General features: G+C 42.2%; 30 protein-coding genes (1 of these 30 cut by a window edge). 29 read left to right on the forward strand and 1 reads right to left on the reverse strand.

All coding sequences use genetic code 11. The features are described 5' to 3' along the window. The 7 genes from ACLV7H_RS00995 to ACLV7H_RS01025 all read left to right on the forward strand — a co-directional run. Window positions 1–106, forward strand: the 3' end of a protein-coding gene (locus ACLV7H_RS00995) for a gamma-glutamylcysteine synthetase (RefSeq protein WP_411866124.1). It extends 1,172 nt beyond the left edge of the window; 106 of the gene's 1,278 nt are visible here — the last part of the coding sequence; its start codon lies beyond the left edge, outside the window; the stop codon is at window positions 104–106. A gap of 75 nt (window positions 107–181) precedes the next feature. Beyond that, window positions 182–1,666, forward strand: coding sequence for a threonine synthase (gene thrC, locus ACLV7H_RS01000; protein WP_411866125.1), 1,485 nt, complete (start codon window positions 182–184; stop codon window positions 1,664–1,666). Between the two features lie 60 nt (window positions 1,667–1,726). After that, on the forward strand, window positions 1,727–3,007 hold the full coding sequence (locus ACLV7H_RS01005) for an MATE family efflux transporter (RefSeq protein WP_411866126.1): 1,281 nt from the start codon (window positions 1,727–1,729) through the stop codon (window positions 3,005–3,007). Between the two features lie 3 nt (window positions 3,008–3,010). Further along, window positions 3,011–3,628 carry an HAD family hydrolase gene (locus ACLV7H_RS01010; RefSeq protein ID WP_411866127.1) on the forward strand — a complete coding sequence of 206 codons (618 nt, stop codon included), beginning with the start codon at window positions 3,011–3,013 and terminating at the stop codon, window positions 3,626–3,628. A 168-nt stretch (window positions 3,629–3,796) separates the two neighbouring features. Beyond that, window positions 3,797–5,020, forward strand: coding sequence for a LysM peptidoglycan-binding domain-containing protein (locus ACLV7H_RS01015; RefSeq protein WP_411866128.1), 1,224 nt, complete (start codon window positions 3,797–3,799; stop codon window positions 5,018–5,020). A gap of 196 nt (window positions 5,021–5,216) precedes the next feature. Further along, on the forward strand, window positions 5,217–5,642 hold the full coding sequence (locus tag ACLV7H_RS01020) for a MarR family winged helix-turn-helix transcriptional regulator (RefSeq protein ID WP_411866129.1): 426 nt from the start codon (window positions 5,217–5,219) through the stop codon (window positions 5,640–5,642). A gap of 10 nt (window positions 5,643–5,652) precedes the next feature. Then, complete coding sequence (locus tag ACLV7H_RS01025) at window positions 5,653–6,015, forward strand: DUF1304 domain-containing protein (protein ID WP_411866130.1); 363 nt, start codon at window positions 5,653–5,655, stop codon at window positions 6,013–6,015. Window positions 6,016–6,055: 40 nt separating this feature from the next. Here the strand turns inward: ACLV7H_RS01025 and ACLV7H_RS01030 are convergent, their stop codons facing one another. Continuing rightward, window positions 6,056–6,913, reverse strand: a complete 858-nt coding sequence (locus ACLV7H_RS01030; RefSeq protein WP_411866131.1) for a DUF975 family protein — start codon at window positions 6,911–6,913, stop codon at window positions 6,056–6,058. A gap of 116 nt (window positions 6,914–7,029) precedes the next feature. On the opposite strand from ACLV7H_RS01030, the gene tgt reads away from it, so the two are divergent. The 22 genes from tgt to ACLV7H_RS01140 all read left to right on the forward strand — a co-directional run bounded on the left by tgt (window position 7,030) and on the right by ACLV7H_RS01140 (window position 25,007). After that, window positions 7,030–8,172, forward strand: coding sequence for a tRNA guanosine(34) transglycosylase Tgt (gene tgt, locus ACLV7H_RS01035; protein ID WP_001285237.1), 1,143 nt, complete (start codon window positions 7,030–7,032; stop codon window positions 8,170–8,172). 133 nt (window positions 8,173–8,305) lie between these two features. Further along, window positions 8,306–10,123 (forward strand): acyltransferase family protein, encoded by a 1,818-nt coding sequence (locus ACLV7H_RS01040; protein WP_411866132.1) that lies wholly within the window; start codon window positions 8,306–8,308, stop codon window positions 10,121–10,123. Window positions 10,124–10,263: 140 nt separating this feature from the next. Next, a complete protein-coding gene (gene nagA, locus ACLV7H_RS01045; RefSeq protein WP_411866133.1) occupies window positions 10,264–11,415 on the forward strand; it encodes an N-acetylglucosamine-6-phosphate deacetylase in 1,152 nt (383 codons plus the stop codon). A 151-nt stretch (window positions 11,416–11,566) separates the two neighbouring features. Next, window positions 11,567–11,932 carry a DUF1033 family protein gene (locus tag ACLV7H_RS01050; RefSeq protein ID WP_000286396.1) on the forward strand — a complete coding sequence of 122 codons (366 nt, stop codon included), beginning with the start codon at window positions 11,567–11,569 and terminating at the stop codon, window positions 11,930–11,932. Between the two features lie 62 nt (window positions 11,933–11,994). Beyond that, on the forward strand, window positions 11,995–12,936 hold the full coding sequence (gene comGA, locus ACLV7H_RS01055; protein ID WP_042768810.1) for a competence type IV pilus ATPase ComGA: 942 nt from the start codon (window positions 11,995–11,997) through the stop codon (window positions 12,934–12,936). Further along, window positions 12,884–13,900, forward strand: coding sequence for a competence type IV pilus assembly protein ComGB (comGB, locus tag ACLV7H_RS01060; protein WP_411867062.1), 1,017 nt, complete (start codon window positions 12,884–12,886; stop codon window positions 13,898–13,900). The genes comGA and comGB overlap by 53 nt, the downstream gene beginning before the upstream one ends. A gap of 1 nt (window position 13,901) precedes the next feature. Continuing rightward, window positions 13,902–14,225 (forward strand): competence type IV pilus major pilin ComGC, encoded by a 324-nt coding sequence (gene comGC / locus ACLV7H_RS01065; RefSeq protein WP_220107351.1) that lies wholly within the window; start codon window positions 13,902–13,904, stop codon window positions 14,223–14,225. Then, a complete protein-coding gene (comGD, locus tag ACLV7H_RS01070) occupies window positions 14,188–14,622 on the forward strand; it encodes a competence type IV pilus minor pilin ComGD (protein WP_411866134.1) in 435 nt (144 codons plus the stop codon). Before comGC ends, comGD begins: the two co-directional genes overlap by 38 nt. Further along, window positions 14,585–14,887: a competence type IV pilus minor pilin ComGE gene (comGE, locus tag ACLV7H_RS01075; protein ID WP_045591925.1), complete on the forward strand. Its 303-nt coding sequence runs from the start codon at window positions 14,585–14,587 to the stop codon at window positions 14,885–14,887. The genes comGD and comGE overlap by 38 nt, the downstream gene beginning before the upstream one ends. Further along, the gene (comGF, locus tag ACLV7H_RS01080) at window positions 14,850–15,311 is read left to right on the forward strand and encodes a competence type IV pilus minor pilin ComGF (protein ID WP_045591923.1); all 462 of its coding nucleotides are present in this window, start codon (window positions 14,850–14,852) and stop codon (window positions 15,309–15,311) included. The genes comGE and comGF overlap by 38 nt, the downstream gene beginning before the upstream one ends. Continuing rightward, window positions 15,289–15,702: a competence type IV pilus minor pilin ComGG gene (gene comGG / locus ACLV7H_RS01085; RefSeq protein WP_411866135.1), complete on the forward strand. Its 414-nt coding sequence runs from the start codon at window positions 15,289–15,291 to the stop codon at window positions 15,700–15,702. Before comGF ends, comGG begins: the two co-directional genes overlap by 23 nt. Before the next feature lie 32 nt (window positions 15,703–15,734). Further along, entirely contained in the window at window positions 15,735–16,325 is a 591-nt protein-coding gene (locus ACLV7H_RS01090; protein ID WP_411866136.1) for a class I SAM-dependent methyltransferase, read from the forward strand. Between the two features lie 58 nt (window positions 16,326–16,383). Then, window positions 16,384–17,337, forward strand: a complete 954-nt coding sequence (locus ACLV7H_RS01095) for a class I SAM-dependent methyltransferase (protein ID WP_411866137.1) — start codon at window positions 16,384–16,386, stop codon at window positions 17,335–17,337. Between the two features lie 50 nt (window positions 17,338–17,387). Beyond that, window positions 17,388–18,578 (forward strand): acetate kinase, encoded by a 1,191-nt coding sequence (locus ACLV7H_RS01100; RefSeq protein ID WP_411866138.1) that lies wholly within the window; start codon window positions 17,388–17,390, stop codon window positions 18,576–18,578. Between the two features lie 149 nt (window positions 18,579–18,727). Further along, entirely contained in the window at window positions 18,728–19,099 is a 372-nt protein-coding gene (gene rnpA, locus ACLV7H_RS01105) for a ribonuclease P protein component (RefSeq protein WP_084848875.1), read from the forward strand. After that, window positions 19,074–19,901, forward strand: a complete 828-nt coding sequence (locus ACLV7H_RS01110; protein WP_411866139.1) for a membrane protein insertase YidC — start codon at window positions 19,074–19,076, stop codon at window positions 19,899–19,901. The genes rnpA and ACLV7H_RS01110 overlap by 26 nt, the downstream gene beginning before the upstream one ends. Window positions 19,902–19,915: 14 nt before the next feature. Continuing rightward, the gene (gene jag / locus ACLV7H_RS01115) at window positions 19,916–20,902 is read left to right on the forward strand and encodes an RNA-binding cell elongation regulator Jag/EloR (protein ID WP_411866140.1); all 987 of its coding nucleotides are present in this window, start codon (window positions 19,916–19,918) and stop codon (window positions 20,900–20,902) included. Window positions 20,903–20,957: 55 nt separating this feature from the next. Beyond that, window positions 20,958–21,581: a hypothetical protein gene (locus tag ACLV7H_RS01120; protein ID WP_045591909.1), complete on the forward strand. Its 624-nt coding sequence runs from the start codon at window positions 20,958–20,960 to the stop codon at window positions 21,579–21,581. Window positions 21,582–21,699: 118 nt separating this feature from the next. Next, a complete protein-coding gene (gene tkt, locus ACLV7H_RS01125; RefSeq protein ID WP_411866141.1) occupies window positions 21,700–23,676 on the forward strand; it encodes a transketolase in 1,977 nt (658 codons plus the stop codon). A gap of 118 nt (window positions 23,677–23,794) precedes the next feature. Further along, the gene (yajC, locus tag ACLV7H_RS01130) at window positions 23,795–24,115 is read left to right on the forward strand and encodes a preprotein translocase subunit YajC (RefSeq protein ID WP_049501161.1); all 321 of its coding nucleotides are present in this window, start codon (window positions 23,795–23,797) and stop codon (window positions 24,113–24,115) included. A gap of 48 nt (window positions 24,116–24,163) precedes the next feature. Continuing rightward, window positions 24,164–24,607 carry a low molecular weight protein-tyrosine-phosphatase gene (locus ACLV7H_RS01135; RefSeq protein ID WP_049501160.1) on the forward strand — a complete coding sequence of 148 codons (444 nt, stop codon included), beginning with the start codon at window positions 24,164–24,166 and terminating at the stop codon, window positions 24,605–24,607. Next, the gene (locus ACLV7H_RS01140) at window positions 24,594–25,007 is read left to right on the forward strand and encodes an MORN repeat-containing protein (protein WP_049501159.1); all 414 of its coding nucleotides are present in this window, start codon (window positions 24,594–24,596) and stop codon (window positions 25,005–25,007) included. Before ACLV7H_RS01135 ends, ACLV7H_RS01140 begins: the two co-directional genes overlap by 14 nt. The last annotated feature ends 170 nt before the right edge of the window (window positions 25,008–25,177 follow it).

Consider the following 25,177-nt stretch of genomic DNA (forward strand, 5'->3'; position numbering starts at 1 on the left):
AGAATTTTCTAAAGACTTACTCACCCTAGCTGAGGAGGGACTGGAGAAAAGAGATAAGCAAGAAAAGATTTATTTAGAGCCTTTGAAGAAAGAATTGGGACTATAATTTCTCTTATAAAGGGAGAATTTTCTGAAAAATCATGATATAATGGAAGAGACTATAGATAAAGGATAGAGATTCATGACATTAGTTTATCAATCAACGCGCGATGCGAATAATACAGTAACTGCCAGCCAAGCTATTTTGCAAGGTTTGGCGACGGATGGTGGTCTGTTTACACCACTTACTTATCCAAAGGTGGATTTGGATTTTGAAAAATTGCAAGATGCTTCTTACCAAGAAGTGGCTAAATTGGTTTTGTCAGCATTTTTAGATGACTTTACAGCAGAGGAGTTGGACTACTGTATCAGCAATGCCTACGATAGCAAGTTTGATACTCCAGCTATTGCACCATTGGTGAAGCTGGATGGACAATACAATTTGGAATTGTTCCATGGTTCAACGATTGCCTTTAAAGATATGGCCTTGTCTATCTTGCCATACTTTATGACGACAGCCGCTAAAAAGCATGGTTTGGAGAACAAAATTGTCATTTTGACAGCGACATCTGGTGATACTGGAAAAGCTGCTATGGCAGGGTTTGCGGATGTGCCTGGAACTGAAATTATCGTCTTTTATCCAAAGGATGGTGTCAGCAAGGTACAAGAGTTGCAAATGACTACTCAGACTGGCGACAATACTCATGTTATCGCTATTGATGGTAACTTTGACGATGCGCAAACCAACGTCAAACATATGTTTAACGATGTAGCTCTTCGTGAAAAGTTGGCTGCCAATAAACTTCAATTTTCATCAGCTAACTCTATGAATATTGGTCGTTTGGTACCACAGATTGTGTATTATGTTTATGCTTACGCTCAATTGGTTAAGACTGGTGAGATTGTATCTGGTGAAAAGGTCAATTTTACAGTACCAACAGGAAACTTTGGAAATATCTTGGCTGCCTTTTATGCCAAGCAAATTGGTCTGCCAGTTGGCAAATTGATCTGTGCTTCAAATGACAATAATGTTTTAACTGACTTCTTTAAAACACGTGTTTACGACAAGAAGCGTGAGTTTAAGGTGACGACTAGCCCATCTATGGATATCTTGGTGTCTTCAAACTTGGAGCGCTTAATTTTCCATCTTTTGGGGAATGATGCGGTTAAGACAGCTGAACTCATGAATGCCTTGAGTACACAAGGACAATATGGATTGACAGACTTTGATGCAGCGATTCTGGAACTCTTTGCAGCTGAGTATGCGACGGAGGAAGAAACAGCAGCAGAAATCAAGCGTGTTTATGAGTCAGATTCTTATATTGAGGATCCACATACGGCGGTTGCCTCAGCAGTTTATAAAAAATACCAAGCGGCTACTGGCGATGTAACCAAGACCGTGATTGTTTCAACAGCTAGTCCATACAAGTTCCCAGTGGTTGCAGTAGAAGCTGTAACAGGAAAAGCAGGTTTGACAGATTTTGAAGCCTTGGCTCAATTACATGAAATCTCAGGAGTGGCAGTGCCACCAGCAGTTGATGGCCTTGAAACAGCTCCAGTTCGTCATAAAACAACAGTGGCAGCTGCTGACATGCAAGCAGCGGTTGAGGCTTATCTAGGACTTTAAGACAGAGGGAGTAAACTCGGTTGGGAAACCAACTGAGTTTCTTTTCATCAGGAGGAAGGATTGTTTAAGAAAAATAAAGACATTCTTAATATTGCATTGCCAGCTATGGGCGAAAACTTTTTGCAGATGCTCATGGGTATGGTGGACAGTTATCTGGTTGCTCACTTGGGCTTAATCGCTATTTCAGGTGTTTCAGTGGCTAGCAATATTATCACGATTTACCAGGCGATTTTTATCGCTCTGGGAGCTGCTATTTCCAGCGTTATTTCAAAAAGTTTGGGGCAGAAAGATCAGTCCAAGTTGGCTTATCACGTGACAGAGGCTCTCAAGATAACCCTATTGCTGAGTGCATTTTTAGGCGCCTTATCGCTCTTTGCTGGGCAAGAGATGATAGGACTCTTGGGAACTGAGCAGGCTGTGGCCGAAAGTGGAGGTCTCTATCTTTCTTTAGTGGGTGGTTCGATTGTTCTTTTGGGGTTGATGACGAGTCTAGGTGCCTTGATTCGTGCAACGCATAATCCGCGTCTGCCTCTCTATGTTAGTTTTTTATCCAATGCCTTGAATATTCTTTTTTCAAGTCTAGCTATTTTTGTCCTTGATATGGGGATAGCGGGTGTTGCTTGGGGGACTATTCTGTCTCGCTTGGTTGGTCTTTTGATTTTATGGTCGCAATTAAAGCTGCCTTTTGAGAAACCGACTTTTGGACTGGATAAAGACTTACTGACCTTGGCTTTGCCAGCGGCAGGGGAACGTCTCATGATGCGGGCTGGAGACGTCGTCATCATTGCCTTGGTTGTTTCTTTTGGGACGGAGGCAGTAGCGGGGAATGCAGTCGGAGAAGTCCTGACCCAGTTTAACTATATGCCTGCCTTTGGCGTCGCTACGGCGACGGTCATGCAGGTGGCTCGAGCAGTTGGAGAGGATAATTGGGAAAGAGTCACTAGTTTGAGCAAACAAACCTTTTGGCTTTCTCTGCTTCTCATGTTGCCCTTAACTCTCAGTATCTATGCCTTAGGGACACCACTGACTCATCTCTATACGACGGATCCTATAGCAGTCGAGGCGAGTGTTTTGGTGGCACTGTTCTCTCTACTAGGAACTCCTATGACGATAGGAACAGTCATCTATACTGCAGTTTGGCAGGGTTTGGGGAATGCTCGCCTTCCCTTTTATGCAACAAGTATAGGAATGTGGTGTATCCGCATTGGAGCAGGATATCTGATGGGGATTGTTCTTGGTTGGAGCTTGCCTGGTATTTGGGCTGGAACCCTTTTGGATAATGGTTTTCGCTGGCTATTTCTACGTTACCGTTACCAACGTTATATGATGTTGAAAGGATAGGAGATGCAAAAAATAGCCTTTATTTGGGATTTAGACGGGACTTTATTGGACTCTTACGAAGCGATTTTGTCAGGAATTGAGGAGACCTTTGCTCAGTTTTCTATTCCTTATGATAAGGAGAAAGTGAGAGAGTTTATCCTCAGGTATTCTGTGCAGGATTTGCTGGAGCAGGTGGCAGAAGAGAGAAAACTGGATGCGGAAGTGCTCAATCAGGTACGTGCCCAGAGCTTGTCTGAGAAAAATGCCCAGGTAGTTTTGATGCCAGGTGCGCGTGAAGTGCTAGCTTGGGCAGACCAAGCAGGGATTCAGCAGTTTGTCTATACTCATAAGGGGGACAATGCTCTTACTATTTTAAGAGACTTGGGGTTGGAGTTCTATTTTACAGAGATTTTAACCAGTCAAAGTGGCTTTGCGCGCAAGCCTAATCCACAAGCGGCTAACTATCTGCTAGACAAGTATCAGCTGGATCCTGATAACACCTATTATATAGGGGATCGGACTTTGGATGTGGAATTTGCCCAGAATAGCGGCCTTCAAAGCATTAACTTTTTAGAGTCATCTTATGAAGGGAATCAGAGGATTCAAGTACTAGCAGATATTCCTTATATTTTTGAGGATTAGGGGCGAGAAGATTGTGTCAATTTTATAACAGAAACCTAACAAACTATTTCAAGTAATCGAGTTTGTTACAAGGAATAGACAGTTCTGTTAAATAGGCCCGAGAGGGCTTTTTTTCTGCTTTTTTTGTGTTATGATAGACAGGTACTCATTTGAAAGGAATATGAACGAATGAAGAAAAGAATTATTTTAGCCTCAACAGTAGCCTTGTCTCTTGCTCCCGCATTAGGAGCTAAAGCTCAAGAAATCTCTTGGACAGCACGTAGCGTTGAGCAAATTCAAAATGACGTTACTAAAAACGAGAACAAAAACAGCTATACAGTTCAGTATGGTGATACCCTGAGCACGATTGCAGAAGCTTTGGGAGTAGATGTGACGGTTCTTGCTAATTTAAACAAAATCACTAATATGGACTTGATTTTCCCAGATACTGTCCTCACTACAACTCTCAATGAGGAAGAAGAAGTAACGGAAGTTGAAATCCAAACTCCTCAAACAGATGCTAGTGAAGAAGTGACGACTGCGACAGCTGATTTGACGACCAACCAAGTAACCGTCGATGAACAAACAGTTCAAGTAGAAGACCTTTCTCAACCAATTGAGGAAGCTCCAACTGCAACAGATACTGAAAAACCAGCAGAAGTAGCACCAAGTTCAGAAGTTTCTGAGACAGCGACAGTTGCTGAAGAGACACCATCTACAGAAACACCTGTAGCTGAAGAAACAGCAGCAACAACTCCAGCGGAAGCACCAGTAGCAGCAACAACTGAAACAACTAGTCCAGTTGAAGAAGCAGCTCCTCAAGCAGCGACTCCAGCTACGGAAGAAACGGTAGCAACAACTCCAGCAGAAGCACCAGTAGCAGCTGCGCCAGCAACTGAAACGCCTGCTGATACAAGAGGAACAAGTGCAACAGAAGAAACAGCAGCATCAACAGTAACTTCTGACACTGCAACTTCGACTTATCAAGCAGAGCAAAGCCAAGCTCCTTCAAGAACTTATTCAGCTCCAGCGGCTCCTGACTATGCAGGACTTGCTGTAGCTAAGTCTGAGAATGCTGGTCTTCAACCACAAACTGCAGCCTTTAAAGAAGAAATCGCCAACTTGTTTGGGATTACATCTTTTAGTGGCTACCGTCCTGGTGACAGTGGGGACCATGGTAAAGGTTTGGCCATCGACTTTATGGTTCCAGTGAGTTCAGCACTCGGAGATCAAATTGCAGAATATGCAGTCAAAAATATGGCTAGCCGTGGTATCAACTACATCATCTGGAAACAACGTTTCTACGCTCCATATGATAGTAAATATGGACCAGCCTATACTTGGAATCCAATGCCGGATCGTGGTAGTGTGACCGAAAACCACTATGACCATGTTCACGTTTCAATGAACTAATCATTAAAATGGAAGTTGGGAACTGATTGAGTTCCCGCTTCTTTTTTAATGTGATAGTTTCAGAATAAAAAGAACAAATATGAGGAAATGAGTAATATTTCAAGAGAATGTAAACAGATTACTTGATTTATCTTTTGCCTTATACTATATTTGATAAGTCAATCATTGATAAATCAATTTTAAAGGAGAAAGATTTATGGTAGCAATCCATGATTTACTGTATCAGTTACGATTAGCAGATCAGTCTATGGCACAATTATTTGAACGCCAATTGGGAATTAGTCTCACTCGTTATCAAATCTTATGTTTCTTAATCGATCAGTCACCGTGTAATCAAATAGCAGTTCAGGAGCGTTTGAAAATTGATCAGGCTGCCTTGACACGGCACTTTAAGATTTTGGAAAAGGAAGGTTTGGTTAAGCGACGTCGGAATCCTGAAAACCAGAGGGAGGTTTTGGTGGAAGTGACAGACTTTGCGAGAGAACAACTAGTAACCAACTCTCCTCAACAACATATAAAGGTAAAGAGTCAGATGGAAAGTGTACTTACAAAAGGAGAACGAGAAGAGTTCAGTCGCTTGTTAGAAAAGTTGATATCTGGTTTAGAAGAGATAGAAATTTAAGGAGAAGAATATGTCTATTTTTACAATTATTTTAGCAACTATCGTTGCTTTGGAGCATTTTTACATTTTTTATTTGGAAAGTGTGGCTACGCAATCAGACACTACTAGTCGCGTGTTTAATGTGGATCAGGAAGAATTGGCTCGTCCTTCGGTGAGTTCACTGTTTAAAAATCAAGGGATTTATAATGCTTTGATAGGGGCATTTCTCTTGTATGGAATCTATTTCTCACAAAGTTTGGAAATTGTTACCATCTTTGTTTTATTTGTGCTTGGTGCAGCGACCTATGGTTCTCTAACAGCAGACAAGAAGATTATTCTGAAGCAAGGTGGGCCCGCTATTTTGACTCTGCTGAGTATTTTGCTTTTGAAATAAGAAAACCAGCGTTTTGAACAACGCTGGTTTTTGTATGCTCTTATCCATTTCGACGTTTACGGGCTAGTAGGACTCTGTAAAAGAAGATGTGATTGTTTTGGATATAGGGAAGGATTGAAAAGCTAGCAATTCCAAAGGTGAGCCAGTTGAGGAAGTACCAAGGGAGTAGTTGTAGGTCGAGGACAAAGCGCTGGAATTTGTAACCTTTCATCAAGAAACGGCTAGTTTTCAGGATTTGACGGGGTTTAGCCTGTCCTAAATCCAGAGTGTCGCAGAGGAGGAATTCTACCTGTGAGTAGGCATAATGTTGCGGAACGTAGAGGATGTTCCCTACAATCATCAAGATGAGGCTCGCGAAAAAGTAGAGTCCAAAGGTCATAAGGAATTGCTCGGTTTCAAGCGACGAGAGATCTAATTTTGGAAATTCAGGATGTAAGGCGACAAATCTCCGAGCCAAGAGATTGCTATAAAAGAGGAAATAAACACCTACTAAGTTTGGGATACTCCATAAAAAGAGGTAGAAACGTTTGAGGAGTAGAGTGAGGAAGGTTTGTGAGAAGCGATCTTCAGCAAAGAGGGCTAGACTAGATTTTACGGAGAGTTCCGTATCAGGATTCTTGAGGAGTCTGAGTGTCGCAAAAGCAGCACCGGCTAGAAAAATCGTGCTCACAAAAGAAACCACTAGTGGGAAGAGATAGGCTTGGAGCACTTGTGCCAGCATGCTGAAAAAGGATTGCTCTAAAAAACTTTCCTGGAGACGAGCCAAGGGGTTGAGAAAGCCTGACAAGATGACCAACATACTAGGAAGGAGATAGACCAGAAGGAAGCGGGGATTTTCAGCCTGAAATTGCCTAGCCTGCAGACGAATGGTTTTTAAATCAATTTTTGGGTATTTCATTCTTTCATTATACCATAGTTCGTGACAGTTCCTGGTTTTTTTGATAAAATCATACAGTATGCCTTTGGGCACAAAGTATGAACTGGGACTGTCTTTCCCAGCTTCGGAGGTAGAAAATGTCAGATTCACCAATCAAATACCGTTTGATTAAGAAAGAGAAACACACGGGAGCTCGTCTGGGAGAAATCATCACCCCGCACGGTACTTTTCCAACGCCTATGTTTATGCCAGTTGGGACCCAAGCTACTGTCAAGACTCAGTCACCAGAGGAGTTGAAGGAGATGGGATCAGGAATTATCCTCTCTAATACTTATCATCTCTGGCTTCGCCCTGGAGATGAACTCATCGCACGCGCAGGTGGTCTCCACAAATTTATGAACTGGGACCAACCAATTTTGACAGATAGTGGTGGCTTCCAGGTTTATTCCCTAGCAGATAGCCGTAATATCACAGAAGAAGGAGTAACCTTTAAAAACCATCTCAATGGTTCCAAGATGTTCCTATCGCCAGAAAAAGCTATCTCCATTCAGAATAATCTAGGCTCAGACATCATGATGTCCTTTGATGAATGTCCTCAGTTTTACCAACCTTACGACTACGTTAAGAAATCAATCGAACGTACTAGTCGTTGGGCTGAGCGTGGTTTGAAGGCTCACCGTCGCCCACATGATCAAGGTTTGTTTGGAATTGTGCAGGGGGCAGGATTTGAAGACCTTCGCCGTCAGTCAGCTCACGACCTTGTCAGCATGGACTTCCCTGGCTACTCTATCGGTGGTTTAGCAGTGGGAGAAACCCACGAAGAAATGAATGCAGTCTTGGACTTCACAACTCAACTGCTACCTGAAAACAAACCTCGCTATTTGATGGGTGTCGGAGCGCCAGACAGCTTGATTGATGGGGTTATTCGTGGTGTGGATATGTTTGACTGTGTCTTGCCGACTCGTATCGCTCGTAACGGAACTTGTATGACCAGCCAAGGTCGTTTGGTTGTCAAGAATGCCCAATTCGCTGAAGACTTTACGCCACTGGATCCTGAGTGTGATTGCTACACATGTAAGAACTACACACGCGCCTACCTTCGCCACCTGCTCAAGGCTGACGAAACCTTTGGTATCCGCTTGACTAGCTACCACAACCTCTACTTCTTACTCAATCTGATGAAGCAAGTGCGTCAAGCCATCATGGATGATAATCTCTTGGAATTCCGTGAGTATTTTGTGGAAAAATATGGTTACAATAAGTCAGGGCGCAATTTCTAAAGTGTAAAAATAGAATGCCAAAATCCTAAGTTTTCTCTTAGGATTTTTCCTATTTTTTTGATAGAATAGGGAGTATAATGGAATGGAAATTAGGAGGTGTTTTACTTCCTAATTTAATGGAGAATAGACTCGTATGCGTATTAAATGGTTTTCCTTGATTAGGATTACAGGTTTACTTTTGGTGCTTTTGTACCACTTCTTTCAAACGATCTTTCCTGGAGGCTTCTTTGGGGTAGATGTCTTTTTCACTTTTTCAGGATTTTTGATCACCTCCCTCCTTTTAGAAGAATTTGGGAAGGCACGCCAGATCGATTTGCTGGGCTTTTTTAAGAGACGGTTTTACCGCATCGTGCCACCTGTGGTGCTGATGGTTTTGGTGACCATGCCTTTTACTTTCTTGGTTCGTCAAGACTATGTTGCTGGAATTGGTGGCCAGATTGCTGGAGTTCTCGGTTTTATGACCAACTTCTACGAAATGTTAACAGGGGGTAGTTATGAATCCCAGTTCATTCCGCATCTCTTTGTTCACAACTGGAGCCTAGCTGTTGAGGTTCACTACTATATCCTTTGGGGCTTAGCGGTTTGGTTCTTATCGAAACGTTCAAAATCTAGTAGTCAATTGAGAGGGACGGTCTTTCTCCTTTCTGCGGGAGCTTTTATCATTAGCTTTTTCTCCATGTTTATTGGTAGTCTAATGGCTAGTTCCTATTCATCTGTCTACTTTTCAAGTTTGACCCATGTCTATCCCTTCTTTTTAGGAAGCATTTTGGCGACAGTTGTGGGGGTTCGTCAGACGAGCGATTTAGTCAAGCAATTTGACCGGATGTGGGACCTTCGTCAAAATCTACTGGTCTTTGCTGCGGGGCTTTTGGTGTTAGTACTCTTGACTTTCTTTGTCAAGTTCACCTACCTGTTTGCGTACTTATTTGGCTTCTTGCTAGCAAGTTTAGCGGCAGTGACTATGATTTTTGCTGCGCGTGTCTTGCATGAGAAAACGCCTGAGATACAAGAACCTCGGATCATTACATTTTTAGCGGATACCAGCTACGCGGTTTATCTCTTCCACTGGCCTTTTTATATTATCTTTTCTCAGCTGATGAGTAATCTGCCTGCTGTTATTCTGACAATCATCTTTTCTTATTTCTTTGCTATCCTATCCTTCTATATTATTGAGCCGTTGATTGCCGGTAAATCCAATCCTTTAATACGGAAGATTAGTCGATTGCCTCATATTAAACCAATTAGTGCTGGTGCTGCTGGCATTCTTACCTTGCTTACCTTGATTATCATAGCTGTGGCTCCTCAGGTTGGAGCTTTTGAGACAGACTTGATGGTCAATGGTTTCAAACAAGCCCAGACCAATATAGGACAAACAAAGACTCTTGCTGAACAAGCTGAACTGAGTCGCCTAGGAATTTCTGAGGGAACAAGCCTAATAGGAGATTCGGTAGCCTTGCGTGCCAATACAGCCTTACAAGAGGCACTCCCTGAAGCGAATATCAATGCCCAGGTTAGCCGAACGACCAAGCAAGCCAATGACATCATGCTCAATAACAGTCAGAACAAGGCGCTGCTAAAAACAGTTGTCATTGCAACGGGAGTCAACAATCCTGAAGGTTACAAGAATGATTTGGACAGCATCGTGAACAATCTACCGAAAGGACACCATCTGATACTGGTGACACCTTATGAGGGAGACAAGAGCAAGGACACTTACACATCAGTGGAGCAGTATGCGGCTTATGCACGGGAATTAGCTGAAAAGAATCCTTACGTGAGCATCGCTGACTGGAATAAGGTTGCTAAGGAACATCCTGAAATCTGGGCTGGAACCGACCAAGTCCACTTTGGAAATGATAGCAACATGATTGAAGAAGGTGCTAAACTTTACGCAGAGACGATTGCAGCTGCTGTAAAGGCTGCTCAAGAACTGCCTGTAAAATCAAAATAAAATTAAAGAGTTGGAAAAATCCAGCTCTTTTAAAATATCTTTAGAAAATAGGTCTATACCATTTACAAATGAAAAAGAAAGGTTTATAATGTAATTGACATAATAAATTCTAGAATCAATCTATCAAGGAGGTTATCATTATGCCTAATTATATTAAAGCGGATCAGTTTTTCTACCCACACGGAGTTCGTCGTGGCGGGTACTTAGAACTTGTGGATGGCAAGTTTGGAAAACATGTAGAAGAGATTCCTGAAGGAGCTGAGGTGATTAACTATACAGGTTATAGCATTGCCCCAGGACTTGTGGATACCCACATTCATGGATTTGGTGGTGTGGATGTCATGGACAATAACATCGAAGGAACCCTTCATACCATGAGCGAAGGATTGCTTAGCACGGGTGTCACCAGCTTCCTGCCAACTACTTTGACCTCATCATATGAGCAATTGCTCGCGGTAACAGAAAATATCGGTGCCCGTTACCAGGAAGCAAGTGGAGCCAAGATTCGTGGGATCTATTTTGAAGGGCCTTATTTCACAGAGAAATACAAGGGGGCTCAAAACCCTGCCTATATGAAAGACCCTCGTATGGATGAGTTTCGTGCTTGGCAAAAAGCAGCCAATGGCTTGCTCAATAAAATCGCCCTTGCGCCAGAACGCGAAGGTGTAGAAGACTTTGTTCGTACGGTTACGAGGGAAGGTGTGACCGTTGCTCTTGGACACTCAAATGCGACTTTTGATGAAGCTAAAAAAGCAGTCGATGCTGGAGCAAGCGTTTGGGTACATGCCTACAATGGGATGCGTGGGTTGACTCACCGTGAGCTCGGTATGGTGGGAGCCATGTATGAATTGCCACATACTTATGCAGAATTGATTTGTGACGGTCACCATGTGGATCCAAAGGCTTGTGACATTTTGCTTAAGCAAAAAGGAACTGAAAATATCGCCCTTATCACAGACTGTATGACAGCTGGTGGCTTGGAAGACGGTGACTACATGTTGGGAGAATTCCCAGTAGTTGTTGCCAATGGAACTGCACGCCTCAAATCTACAGGCAATTTGGCAGGTTCTATCCTCAAACTCAAGGACGGTTTGAAGAATGTTGTCGAATGGGGCATTGCGAATCCGCATGAAGCAGTCATGATGGCCAGCATCAACCCAGCAAAATCTGTTCACATCGATGATGTCTGTGGTCAAATCCGTGAAGGTTACGATGCCGACTTTATCGTACTAGATAAAGATTTGGAATTGGTAGCAACCTATCTAGACGGTGTGAAACGTTATCAAGCCTAAGATGATAAAATAGGGGTCAATAAAAGGCTCCTATTTTTATGATAGGCTGAAAAGGTATTTAAAGAAGTCTTCCTAAAGGGAAAGGCAAGCAAAATCCTTTTCTTGTAATAAAAAATTAGATATAATATACGATACAAAGGAAGTAGTAAGAATGTATCGTGTTATAGAAATGTATGGGGATTTTGAACCGTGGTGGTTCATAGAAGGTTGGGAAGAAGATGTCATCATGAGTCAATCTTTTGACAAGTATTATGATGCTCTAAAATATTATAAATCATGCTGGTTTGAGCTGGAAAAGAAGAATCCTCTTTATAAGAGTCGGAGTGATTTGATGACTATTTTTTGGGATCCTGCTGATAAACGCTGGTGTGATGAGTGTGATGAGTATTTGCAGCAGTACCATTCTTTGGCACTTTTACAGGATGAGCAAGTCATTCCTGATGAAAAGCTACGTCCAGGCTACGAAAAACAAACAGGTCAAGAAAAACACCGTTCTTGCCGTATGAAATGGAGATAAAAAAGTAACTTTTTAAGTTGCTTTTTTTATTTTTTTGCGAATAGTTAGATAAGGAGGGCGGTATGGTACAAGAAATTGCACAGAAAATTATTGCGACTGCGAAAGAAAAGAAGGCTCAGGATATCTATTTTATCCCAAAGGAAAAGTCCTACGAGCTTCACATGCGGGTTGGAGACGAACGGTGTCTAGTTGACTCCTATGAGTTTGATGTTTTAGCTGCTGTGATTAGTCATTTTAAGTTTGTAGCGGGTATGAACGTAGGAGAGAAGAGGCGTAGTCAGCTGGGGTCTTGTGACTATCAGCATGGGGAGAAGGTGTCTTCTCTGCGTTTGTCTACCGTAGGAGATTATCGGGGATATGAGAGTTTGGTCATTCGTTTGTTGCACGATGAGGAGCAGGAACTGCATTTTTGGTTTCAGGATATGAACGAACTGGGCGAGCAGTACAGGCAACGGGGCCTCTATCTCTTTGCAGGTCCAGTCGGCAGTGGCAAGACGACCTTGATGCACGAATTAGCCAAGTCCCTCTTTAAGGGACAACAAGTTATGTCTATTGAAGATCCTGTCGAGATCAAGCAGGAAGACATGCTCCAATTGCAGTTAAATGAGGCGATTGGCTTGACCTATGAAAATCTGATCAAACTGTCTCTTCGGCATCGTCCTGACCTCTTGATTATCGGTGAAATTCGTGACAGCGAGACGGCGCGTGCAGTAGTTAGAGCCAGTTTGACAGGGGCGACAGTCTTTTCAACCATTCATGCTAAAAGTATCCGAGGTGTTTATGAGCGCCTTCTGGAGTTGGGTGTGACGGAGGAGGAACTAGCAGTTGTCCTACAAGGAGTCTGCTACCAGAGATTAATCGGGGGAGGAGGAATCGTTGACTTTGCAAACAAAGACTATCAAGAACACCAGCCAACTAGCTGGAATGAGCAGATTGATCAGCTTCTTAAAGATGGACATATCACAAGTCTTCAGGCTGAAACGGAAAAAATTAGCTACAGCTAAGCAGAAGAAAATCATCACCCTGTTTAACAACCTCTTCTCCAGTGGCTTTCATTTGGTGGAAATTATTTCTTTCTTGGGCAGAAGTGCCCTGCTGGAAAAGGACTATGTGACCCAGATGCACCAAGGCTTATCTCAGGGGAAATCTTTCTCAGAAATGATGAACAGCTTGGGTTTTTCAAGTGCCATCGTGACCCAATTATCCCTAGCTGAGGTTCATGGGAATCTTCATCTGAGTCTGGGGAAGATAGAAGAATATCTGGACAATCTGGCTAAGGTCAAGAAAAAATTAATCGAAGTGGCGACTTATCCCCTGATTTTGCTGGGATTTCTCCTGCTAATCATGCTGGGGTTGAGAAACTATTTGCTGCCTCAACTGGACAGTAGCAATATCGCCACTCAAATCATCGGCAATCTGCCACAAATTTTTCTGGGGCTAGTGTTGGTTTGCTCTCTGTCTCTACTTTTAGCCCTCACTTTCTACAAAAGAAGTTCCAAGATGCGGGTCTTCTCGATGTTGGCACGGATTCCCTTTCTGGGAATCTTTGTCCAGACTTATCTGACGGCCTATTACGCGCGTGAATGGGGCAATATGATTTCACAGGGGATGGAGCTGACGCAGATTTTTCAGATCATGCAGGAACAGGGTTCTCAGCTCTTTAAAGAAATCGGTCAAGAACTGGCTCAAGCCCTGCAAAATGGCCGCGAATTTTCTCAAACCATAGCGACCTATCCTTTCTTTAAAAAGGAGTTGAGTCTCATCATCGAGTATGGAGAAGTCAAGTCCAAGCTGGGGAGTGAGTTGGAAATCTATGCTGAAAAAACTTGGGAAGTCTTTTTTACCCGAGTCAACCGCACCATGAACTTAGTACAGCCACTGGTTTTTATCTTTGTGGCCCTGATTATCGTTTTACTTTATGCGGCAATGCTTATGCCCATGTATCAAAATATGGAGGTAAATTTTTAAAATGAAAAAATTCATGACAAAACTAAAAAAAGCTAAGGTTAAAGCTTTCACTTTGGTAGAAATGTTAGTGGTCTTGCTTATCATCAGTGTTCTTCTCTTGCTCTTTGTGCCCAATTTGACCAAGCAAAAGGATGCCGTAGATGATAAAGGAAAAGCTGCTGTTGTCAAGGTTGTGGAAAGCCAGGCAGAGCTCTATAGTTTGGACAAGAATGAAGATGCCAGCCTCAGCAAATTACAAGCGGACGGTCGTATTACAGCTGAGCAAGCTAAAGCTTATAAAGACTACCATGCAAAGCAAAAAACAAGTCAAACTGTTGCAGATTAAGGCCTTTACTATGCTGGAAAGTCTCTTGGTTTTGGGACTTGTGAGTATCCTTGCCTTGGGCTTGTCCGGCTCAGTTCAGTCCAGTTTTGCAGCGGTGGAGGAGCAGATTTTCTTTATGGAGTTTGAAGAACTCTATCGGGAAACTCAAAAACGCAGTCTAGCCAGTCAGCAAAAAACCAGTCTGAACTTAGATGGACAGACGATCAGCAATGGCAGTCAAAAATTGACCGTTCCCAAAAGAATTCAGGGACCATCAGGACAAAGCATTATATTTGACCGAGCTGGGGGCAATTCGTCCCTGGCTAAGGTTGAATTTCAAACCAGCAAAGGAGCGATTCGCTATCAATTATATCTAGGAAATGGAAAAATTAAACGCATTAAGGAAACAAAAGATTAAGGCAGTAATCTTACTAGAAGCAGTAGTTGCTCTAGCCGTGTTTGCCAGCATTGCGACTCTTCTTTTGGGACAAATCCAGAAAAATAGGCAGGAAGAGGCAGAAATCTTGCAAAAAGAGGAGGTATTACGAGTGGCTAAGATGGCCTTGCAGACAGGGCGAAATCAGATAAACATAAATGGAGTGGAGATTCAGGTGTTTGCTAGTGAAAAAGGAGTGGAGGTCTACCATGGTTCAGAGAAGTTACTCGACCTTAAAGAGCAGTAAGGTAAGAGCTTTCACTCTTTTAGAATCTCTGATTGCCCTTATCGTTATTAGCGGAGGCTTGCTCCTCTTTCAAGCCATGAGTCAGCTCCTCATTTCAGAAGTTCGTTACCAGCAACAAAGCGAGCAAAAGGAGTGGCTCTTGTTTGTGGATCAACTGGAGGCAGAGTTAGAGCGTTCGCAGTTTGAAAAGGTGGAAGGCAATCGCCTCTACATGAAACAGGATGGTAAGGATGTCTCTATAGGGAAGTCTAAATCGGATGATTTTCGAAAAACTGATACCAGCGGACGGGGCTACCAACCCATGGTTTACGGACTCAAATCAGCTCAAATTACAGAGGAAAATCAATTGGTTCGCTTTCGTTTCCAATTTCAAAAGGGTTTAGAAAGGGAGTTCATCTATCGTGTGGAAAAAGCAAAAAGTTAAGGCAGGCGTTCTTTTATATGCAGTCACCATGGCAGCCATTTTTAGCCTTTTGTTGCAGTTTTATTTGAATCGGCAAGTAGCTCATCACAAAGACTTTGCCCTAAACAAAGAAAAGTTGGCAGCTTTTGCCATGGCCAAGCGAAGTAAAGATAAGGTTGAACAAGAAAGTGGGGAACGAGTCTTTAACCTAGGAAAAGTCACTTATCAAAATACGAAAACAGGTTTTGCGACAAGTGTTCGTATGAATAAGGACAATTATGAATTTCTCTTTCTTCCGATGAAAACCCAAGAAAAGAAAACAGCTAAAAAGGAAGAGGTAGCGACTGATTCAAGCAATCAAGCAGGGAAGAAAAAATCAGAAGAAAAGCCTGATAAGAAAGCCAATTCCTAGGCAATTCAACTTCTTTGTGATACACTAAAAACATGAAACACGATTTTAATCACAAAGCAGAAACCTTTGATTCGCCCAAAAATATCTTTCTTGCAAACTTGGTTTGTCAGGCAGTTGAAAAACAGATTGATTTTCTATCAGACAAGGAAATACTGGACTTTGGTGGTGGGACGGGTCTGTTAGCTTTGCCTCTAGCTAAGCAAGCCAAGTCGGTTACCCTTGTAGACATCTCGGAGAAAATGCTGGAGCAAGCCCGTTTGAAAGCAGAGCAACAAGACATCAAGAATATCCAGTTTTTGGAACAGGATTTACTGGTGAATCCTTTGGAGCAACAATTTGACCTGATTGTTGTCAGTCGGGTTCTTCATCATATGCCTGATCTAGATGCGACTCTTGTCATGTTTCACTATCATCTTAGGGAGAATGGACAGGTACTCATTGCTGATTTTGTCAAGACAGATACCAACCATCATGGCTTTGAATTGCCTGAACTGGAAACCAAACTCGACCAGTTTGGTTTTTCGAGCATTGGCAGTCAGATTCTCTATAATGCTGAAGGTCTTTTTCTAGGAAATTACGCAGAGCTCTTTTTAACAGTAGCCCAAAAATCACTCGCTGACTAAAGCAGTGATTTTTTCTCTTCATATGGAAAAAATAGGGGAATTTTGATAAGATAGGAATATGGATTTTGAAAAAATTGAACAAGCTTATACGTATTTACTAGCGAATATCCAAGTCATCCAAAGTGATTTGGCGACCAACTTTTATGATGCCTTGGTAGAGCAAAATAGTATCTACCTAGATGGCGAGACCGAGCTAGAGCAGGTCAAGGAAAACAATCAAGCCCTTAAGCGCTTAGCACTTCGCAAGGAAGAGTGGCTCAAGACCTACCAGTTTCTCTTGATGAAGGCAGGACAAACGGAGCCTTTGCAGGCCAATCACCAGTTTACGCCGGATGCCATTACCCTCCTCTTGGTACTTATTGTGGAAGAGTTGCTTCATAAGGAGGAAATTAGCATCCTCGAAATGGGTTCTGGTATGGGGATTTTGGGAGCTACATTCTTGACTTCTCTTGCTAAAAAAGTGGATTACTTGGGAGTCGAAGTGGATGATTTGCTAATTGATCTGGCGGCTAGTATGGCAGATGTGATCGGTTTGCAGGCAGGATTTGTTCAAGGTGATGCCGTTCGCCCGCAAATGCTTAAAGAAAGCGATGTGGTCATCAGCGACTTGCCTGTCGGCTATTACCCAGACGACACTATCGCTTCACGCTATCAAGTGGCTTCCAGCCAAGAACATACCTATGCCCACCATTTGCTGATGGAACAAGGCCTCAAGTACCTCAAGTCAGATGGCTATGCTATTTTTCTGGCTCCGAGTGATTTGTTAACCAGCCCCCAAAGTGATTTATTAAAAGCTTGGCTCAAAGACGAAGTGAGTCTGGCTGCTATCATCGCTCTGCCAGAGGATATTTTCTCAACTGCAAGCCAAGCTAAAAGTATTTTTGTCTTACAGAAGAAAAGAGACAAGGAAATAGAACCCTTTGTCTATCCTCTAACAAGTCTGCAAAATCCCGCAGTACTATTGGATTTTAAAGAAAATTTTCAAAATTGGAGCAAAGGTACTGAAATATAAAAGAAATTTTGTTATAATAGATGAAAACGCTTAAAAAGAGGTATCATCTTATGACAAAAACAATTGCAATCAATGCTGGAAGTTCGAGTTTGAAATGGCAACTATACCAAATGCCAGAAGAAACTGTATTGGCGAAAGGCTTGATTGAACGTATTGGCTTGAAGGATTCGATCTCAACTGTAAAATTTGACGACCGTTCTGAAAAACAAATTCTTGATATTGAAGATCACACACAAGCCGTTAAAATTTTATTGGATGATTTGATTCGTTTCGATATCATCAAATCTTATGATGAGATTACAGGTGTTGGGCACCGCGTTGTAGCTGGTGGTGAATACTTTAAGGAATCAACGGTCGTTGAGGGGGATGTTTTAGAGAAAGTCGAAGTGTTGGGACTTTTAGCTCCTCTCCACAACCCAGCCAACGCAGCAGGAATTCGTGCATTCAAGGAATTGCTTCCGGATATCACTAGTGTTGTTGTATTTGATACTTCATTCCACACAACCATGCCAGAGAAGGCTTACCGCTATCCTCTACCAACTAAGTATTACACTGAGAACAAGGTTCGTAAATACGGAGCCCACGGGACAAGTCATCAGTTTGTAGCTGGAGAAGCAGCAAAACTTTTGGGACGTCCTCTAGAAGATTTGAAACTGATTACATGCCACATCGGTAATGGTGTTTCGATTACGGCAGTTAAGGGCGGTCGTTCGGTTGACACTTCTATGGGCTTCACACCACTTGGCGGAGTGATGATGGGAACTCGTACAGGAGATATTGACCCAGCTATCATCCCTTATTTGATGCAGTATACTGAGGACTTCAATACGCCAGAAGATATCAGTCGCATTCTCAATCGTGAATCAGGACTCATGGGCGTTTCAGGCCAGTCAAGTGATATGCGTGATATCGAAGCAGCTGTAGCAGAAGGTAACCACGATGCGAAATTGGCTTATGAAATCTATGTTGACCGTATCCAAAAACACATCGGTCAATACCTTGCTGTTCTAAACGGAGCAGACGCAATTATCTTTACAGCAGGTGTTGGTGAAAATGCAGTAAATTTCCGTCATGATGTTATTTCAGGCATCTCTTGGTTTGGATGTGATGTAGATTCAGAGAAGAATGTCTTTGGCGTAACGGGAGACATCTCAACTGACGCAGCGAAAATCCGTGTCTTGGTTATTCCAACAGATGAAGAATTGGTGATTGCACGCGATGTTGAGCGCTTGAAAAAATAAGTAAATACACGTAAAATTTGATTGTGAAAAGAAGTTGGGAAAGAGATTTTCCAGCTTTTTTTATGTGAAAAATGTCTAAAACCTTGCTGTTATTGGCTTTTTCAAAAAATATGGTATAATAGTAGTAATTTAATAGATGGAGTTGAGTTTTGAAGAAAAGCTTTCGTGTAAAAAGAGAGAAAGATTTTAAGGCGATTTTCAAGGACGGAACAAGTTTTGCCAATCGAAAATTTGTTGTCTACCAATTGGAAAACCAGCAAAACCACTTTCGAGTAGGACTATCCGTCAGCAAAAAGCTGGGGAATGCAGTTACCAGAAATCAGATCAAGAGACGAATCCGACATATCATACAAAATGCAAAGGGGAGTCTGGTAAATCATGTCGATTTTGTTGTGATTGCTCGAAAAGGGGTGGAAACCTTGGAATATGCAGAGATGGAGAAAAATCTACTCCACGTATTAAAGTTATCAAAGATTTACCAGGAAGGAAATGGGAGTGAAAAAGAAACTACAGTTGACTAGTTTGCTGGGTTTGTCCTTAGTTATCATGACAGCCTGTGCAACAAATGGTGCAGCTAGCGATATAACAGCAGACTCGACAGACTTTTGGAGCAAATTCGTCTATTTTTTTGCTGAAATTATCCGCTTTTTGTCCTTTGACATTAGTATCGGAGTGGGAATTATCCTCTTCACAATCTTGATCCGGACGATTTTATTGCCGGTCTTTCAGACACAGATGGTTGCCTCTAGAAAAATGCAAGAGGCTCAACCACGCATCAAGGCTTTGCGAGAGCAATATCCGGGTCGTGATATGGAAAGTAGAACCAATCTAGACCAAGAGATGCGGAAGGTCTATAAGGAATTGGGGATCAAGCATTCATCCTCTCTCTGGCCAATTTTAATACAAATGCCGGTTCTCTTGGCGCTCTTTCAAGCCTTGAGTCGAGTAGACTTTTTGAAAACAGGTCACTTTTTATGGATTAATTTAGGAGGAGTAGATACAAGTTTTGTCCTTCCGATTTTGGCGGCAGTCTTTACCTTCTTGAGTAGCTGGTTATCGAATAAAGCTTTGTCTGAAAAAAGTGGAGCTACGACAGGGATGATGTATGGTATGCCTGTATTGATTTTTATTTTTGCCATCTCCGCCCCAAGTGGTGTAGCCTTGTACTGGGCTGTATCCAATGCTTACCAAGTACTGCAAACCTATTTCTTGAACAATCCTTTCAAGATTATTGCTGAAAGAGAAGCAGTAGTCCAAGCAGAAAGAGATTTAGAAGGCAAGAAGAGAAGAGCCTTGAAGAAAGCACAGAAAAAGAAAAAATAAGGAGGAATCTGATAATGGTATTATTTACAGGTTCAACGGTTGAAGAAGCAATCCAAAAAGGATTGAAAGAATTAGACATCCCAAGAATGAAGGCCCACATCAAGGTCGTTTCGAAAGAGAAAAAAGGATTCTTAGGCTTGTTTGGTAAGAAGCCAGCTCAAGTTGATATCGAAGCGATTAGTGAAACGACAGTAATCAAAGCCAACCAGCAGGCCATTAAAGGGGTTCCAAAAGAAGTCAATGAAAAAAACGAACCCGTGAAAACAGTAAGTGAAGCAACTGTTGATTTGGGGCATGTAGTTGAAGCGATTAAGAAAATTGAAGAAGAAGGTCAAGGTGTCTCTGAAGAGGTCAAGGCTGAAATCTTAAAAAATGAAAAGCACGCCAGCACGATTTTGGAAGAAACAGGCCATATTTCAATTTTAAATGATTTGGAACCAGAGAATACTCCCGAGGAAGTGGAATCTGCTCCAGAAAAAGAAACTGAAACGCAGGAAGTGGCGAGCCAATCTTTAGAAGATTTAGGCTTGAAAGTAGAACCAAGTTATGACATCGAACAGGTGGCAACTGAAGTAGCTAGCTACGTTCAAACCATTGTAGATGATCTGGATGTTGAAGGGACGATTTCAAGCGAATACAATCGCCGCACTATCAATCTTCAAATTGACACTAACGAACCAGGCCGTATTATCGGTTATCATGGTAAAGTTTTGAAGGCCTTGCAACTATTGGCTCAAAATTATCTTTATAACCGCTATTCAAGAACGTTCTACATCACGATCAATGTCAATGATTACGTTGAACACCGTGCAGAAGTCTTGCAAACCTATGCTCAAAAATTGGCGACTCGCGTTTTAGAAGAAGGACGTAGCCAACAAACAGATCCAATGTCAAATAGCGAACGCAAGATTATCCATCGCATTATTTCGCGCATGGATGGCGTGACGAGTTACTCTGAAGGTGACGAGCCAAATCGCTATGTTGTCGTAGATGCAGAATAAGCAAAGCAAAATCAGGTTCGTCCTGATTTTTTGCTAGGAAAGGAAAGATTCAGATATGCTGAAAGTAGTTATAGAATACCTATCATTTGCAGGAGTCCAGTACCATAATCCTGATAAAGCTGGTGATGAAAGAGAAAAGATGTTGGACTTGCGGCAAAAAGGTCAAGAGGCTCGAAAGTCTTTTACAGAACTGGCTAAAACTTTTCAAGCAAGTCATCCAGAATGGAAACTGCAACAGACTAGTCAGTGGATGAACCAAGCACAACGCTTGCGGCCACATTTCTGGGCCTATCTACAGAGAGACGGACAAGTGGCAGAACCTATGATGGCTCTTCGTTTGTATGGAACACCTGCTGACTTTGGGATTTCTTTAGAAGTTAGTTTCATCGAGCGTAAGAAAGACGAGCAGACCTTAGACAAGCAAGCCAAGGTTTTAGAGATTCCAGCGGTAGAAGGAATTTATTATCTAGTCTATTCAAATGGGGAAAGTCATAAGGTGGAGGCTACTGAGGAGAATCGTCGTACTTTACGAGAGAAGCTGAGAAATCAGGAAGTTCGTAAAGTCTTAGTCAAGTCAGATGTTTCCTTCATTGAAAATCAGTCAGTAGAAGCGATATTGGAGAAGCTAGAAGACGCTTATATGCGCTTGCTCCCGTACTATGAAGTGACGAGGGGGTAGACAAATCAAATGTGTTAGATGAACGCAAATTGTTTTATTGCTATTCTATGCATTTTTTCATATAATAGTAAAATAGGATGTGTGATTCATTAATCACCTCAAAGAGAAAGGAAATTCTATGTCAAATCTATCTGTTAATGCAATTCGTTTCCTAGGTATTGACGCCATCAACAAAGCAAACTCAGGTCACCCAGGGGTGGTTATGGGAGCTGCTCCAATGGCCTATAGCCTCTTTACAAAGCAACTTCGTATCAATCCAGCTCAACCAAACTGGATTAATCGCGATCGCTTTATTCTTTCAGCCGGTCATGGTTCAATGCTTCTTTATGCCCTTCTTCACCTTTCTGGTTTTGAAGATGTTAGCATGGATGAGGTCAAGAACTTCCGCCAATGGGGTTCCAAAACACCAGGTCACCCAGAATTTGGCCATACTGCAGGGGTTGACGCTACAACTGGTCCTCTAGGACAAGGGATTTCTACTGCTACTGGTTTTGCCCAAGCAGAACGTTTCTTGGCAGCCAAATATAATCGCGAAGGCTATAATATCTTTGATCACTATACTTACGTTATCTGTGGAGACGGAGATTTGATGGAAGGTGTCTCAAGCGAGGCGGCTTCATATGCAGGTTTGCAAAAACTTGACAAGTTGGTTGTTCTTTATGATTCAAATGACATTAACTTGGATGGTGAGACAAAAGATTCCTTCACAGAAAGTGTTCGTGACCGTTACAATGCCTACGGTTGGCACACAGCCTTGGTTGAAGATGGGACAGACTTGGAAGCAATTCATGCTGCTATCGAAACAGCTAAAGCTTCAGGAAAACCATCTTTGATTGAAGTGAAGACTGTTATTGGATACGGTTCTCCAAACAAACAAGGAACTAATGCTGTACACGGTGCTCCTCTTGGAGCAGATGAAACTGCGGCTACTCGCCAAGCTCTTGGTTGGGACTATGAACCATTTGAAATCCCAGATCAAGTTTATGCTGATTTCAAAGAAAATGTTGCAGATCGTGGCGCATCAGCTTATCAAGCTTGGACTAAATTAGTTACTGACTATAAAGAGGCTCATCCAGAACTGGCTGCAGAAGTAGAAGCCATTATCGACGGACGCGACCCAGTTGAGGTAACTCCAGCAGACTTCCCAGCCTTAGAAAATGGCTTCTCTCAAGCAACTCGTAATTCAAGCCAAGATGCTTTGAACGTTGTGGCAGCTAAGTTGCCAACCTTCTTAGGTGGATCCGCTGACCTCGCTCACTCAAACATGACTTATATCAAGACTGATGGACTTCAAGACGATGCCAATCGCTTGAACCGTAATATTCAGTTTGGTGTTCGTGAATTTGCAATGGGAACCATCTTGAACGGGATGACCCTTCATGGTGGACTTCGTGTATACGGTGGTACTTTCTTTGTCTTCTCTGACTATGTGAAAGCGGCGGTCCGTTTGTCAGCATTGCAAGGACTTCCTGTGACTTATGTCTTCACCCATGACTCTATTGCGGTTGGTGAAGATGGTCCAACTCACGAACCAGTAGAACACCTAGCAGGTCTTCGTGCTATGCCAAATCTCAATGTTTTCCGTCCAGCAGATGCGCGTGAAACTCAAGCAGCTTGGTATCTTGCCGTGAAAAGCGAAAAAACACCAACTGCTCTTGTCTTGACACGTCAAAACTTGACTGTTGAAGAAGGGACAGACTTTAATAAAGTTGCAAAAGGTGCCTATGTTGTCTATGAAAATGCAGCTGACTTTGACACTATCTTGATTGCAACAGGTTCTGAGGTCAATCTCGCTGTCGCAGCTGCCAAAGAATTGGCTGGTCAAGGTGCAAAAGTCCGCGTAGTCAGCATGCCATCTACAGATGTCTTTGATGCACAAGATGCAGCTTATAAGGAAGAAATCCTTCCAAATGCAGTTCGTCGTCGCGTTGCAGTCGAAATGGGGGCAACTCAAAACTGGTACAAATATGTTGGTCTTGATGGTGCAGTTCTTGGTATTGATACCTTTGGAGCATCTGCCCCAGCACCAAAAGTATTGGCAGAGTATGGATTTACTGTTGAAAATCTAGTCAAAGTAGTTCAAAACTTGAAATAATCGCAGAAATCAGAGTGAAAACTCTGATTTTTTTATTGGCATAAAAACAAGGCACAACCTTGTAAAAGTAGTTGAAATTTGATATAGTAGTCCTATGTAAAATACAAAGGAGAAAACAATGAATCCAAATATTACTTTTTTAATCATGCTTGTAGGTATGTTTGCCTTGATGTTCTTTATGCAACGTTCTCAAAAGAAACAAGCACAAAAGCGTATGGAAAGCTTGAACAAGCTTCAAAAAGGCTATGAAGTCATTACAATTGGTGGACTTTACGGAACAGTGGATGAAGTAGATACTGAGAAAGGTACAATCGTACTGGATGTAGATGGCGTTTATTTGACTTTTGAATTGGCCGCTATCAAGACCGTTTTGCCAATCAAAGAAGCTGTGACACCAGAAGGAACAGTTGTTGACGAAGGCGGAGCAATTGAAGAATAAAACGGGATCCTATCACTCCCGTTTTTCTATGATATGAGAGGAAAAGGGATGAAAAAAATAGTATTTGTGTGCTTAGGAAATATTTGCCGCAGTCCTATGGCAGAGTTTGTAATGAAGTCCATGACGAGTGATTATCAAGTTGAGAGTCGTGCAACTTCGTCTTGGGAACATGGCAATCCGATTCATAAGGGAACGCAAGGAATTTTCCAGCAATATCAGATCCCGTATGACAAAGACAAAACATCGCTTCAGATTGGCAGAGAGGACTTTGAATCGTTTGATTACATTATCGGTATGGATGCTTCGAACGTTTCAGATCTGCGCCACATGTGTCCTCAGGAACTACAGTATAAGATTTACTCTTTTGCATCTGAAAGTGTCCCAGATCCTTGGTATACAGGAGATTTTGAGGAAACCTATGCTCGTATCACAAGTGGATGTCAAAGCTGGCTAGATCGATTAGAAAATGAGAGTGACAATGGAAAAGCTTAAACAATTTTATGAGAAGTGTAGAGTTTACCTAACTCGCCCTAGGCTAGAGCTCATTGCAGTAGTCGTAATTGCACTCTGTGCTCTTTCGGTATTTCTACTAAATACACCCAAAAAGGGTGTCCTGACACTTGATGGTGGTGCACTTGTTTATGATGGTACCCTGGTACGAGGGAAAATGAATGGTCAGGGGACCATGACCTTTGAAAATGGGGACCAATATACAGGTGATTTCAATAATGGAGCTTTTAATGGGAAAGGAACGTTCCAATCAAAAGATGGCTGGAAATACGAAGGTGATTTTGTAAATGGCCAGGCTGAAGGTCAAGGGAAGTTGACGACAGAGCAAGAAGTCGTTTATGAAGGGACCTTTAAACAAGGCGTTTTCCAACAAAAACAGTAGTCTCCAAGTTAGGAGACTATTTTTTAAAACCGAAAAGAAAACGCTTTCTGAAATTGAATTCAGTAAATAACTATCAACTAGAAAAACTTTGTGAAATAAAAAAATTTTCTCCATAATTTCACAATCATCCAAGCAAAACTCTGTTGCATAGGTATATTGAGAAAAAAATC

Source organism: Streptococcus oralis, assembly GCF_965111685.1.
GTDB lineage: Bacteria > Bacillota > Bacilli > Lactobacillales > Streptococcaceae > Streptococcus > Streptococcus oralis_B.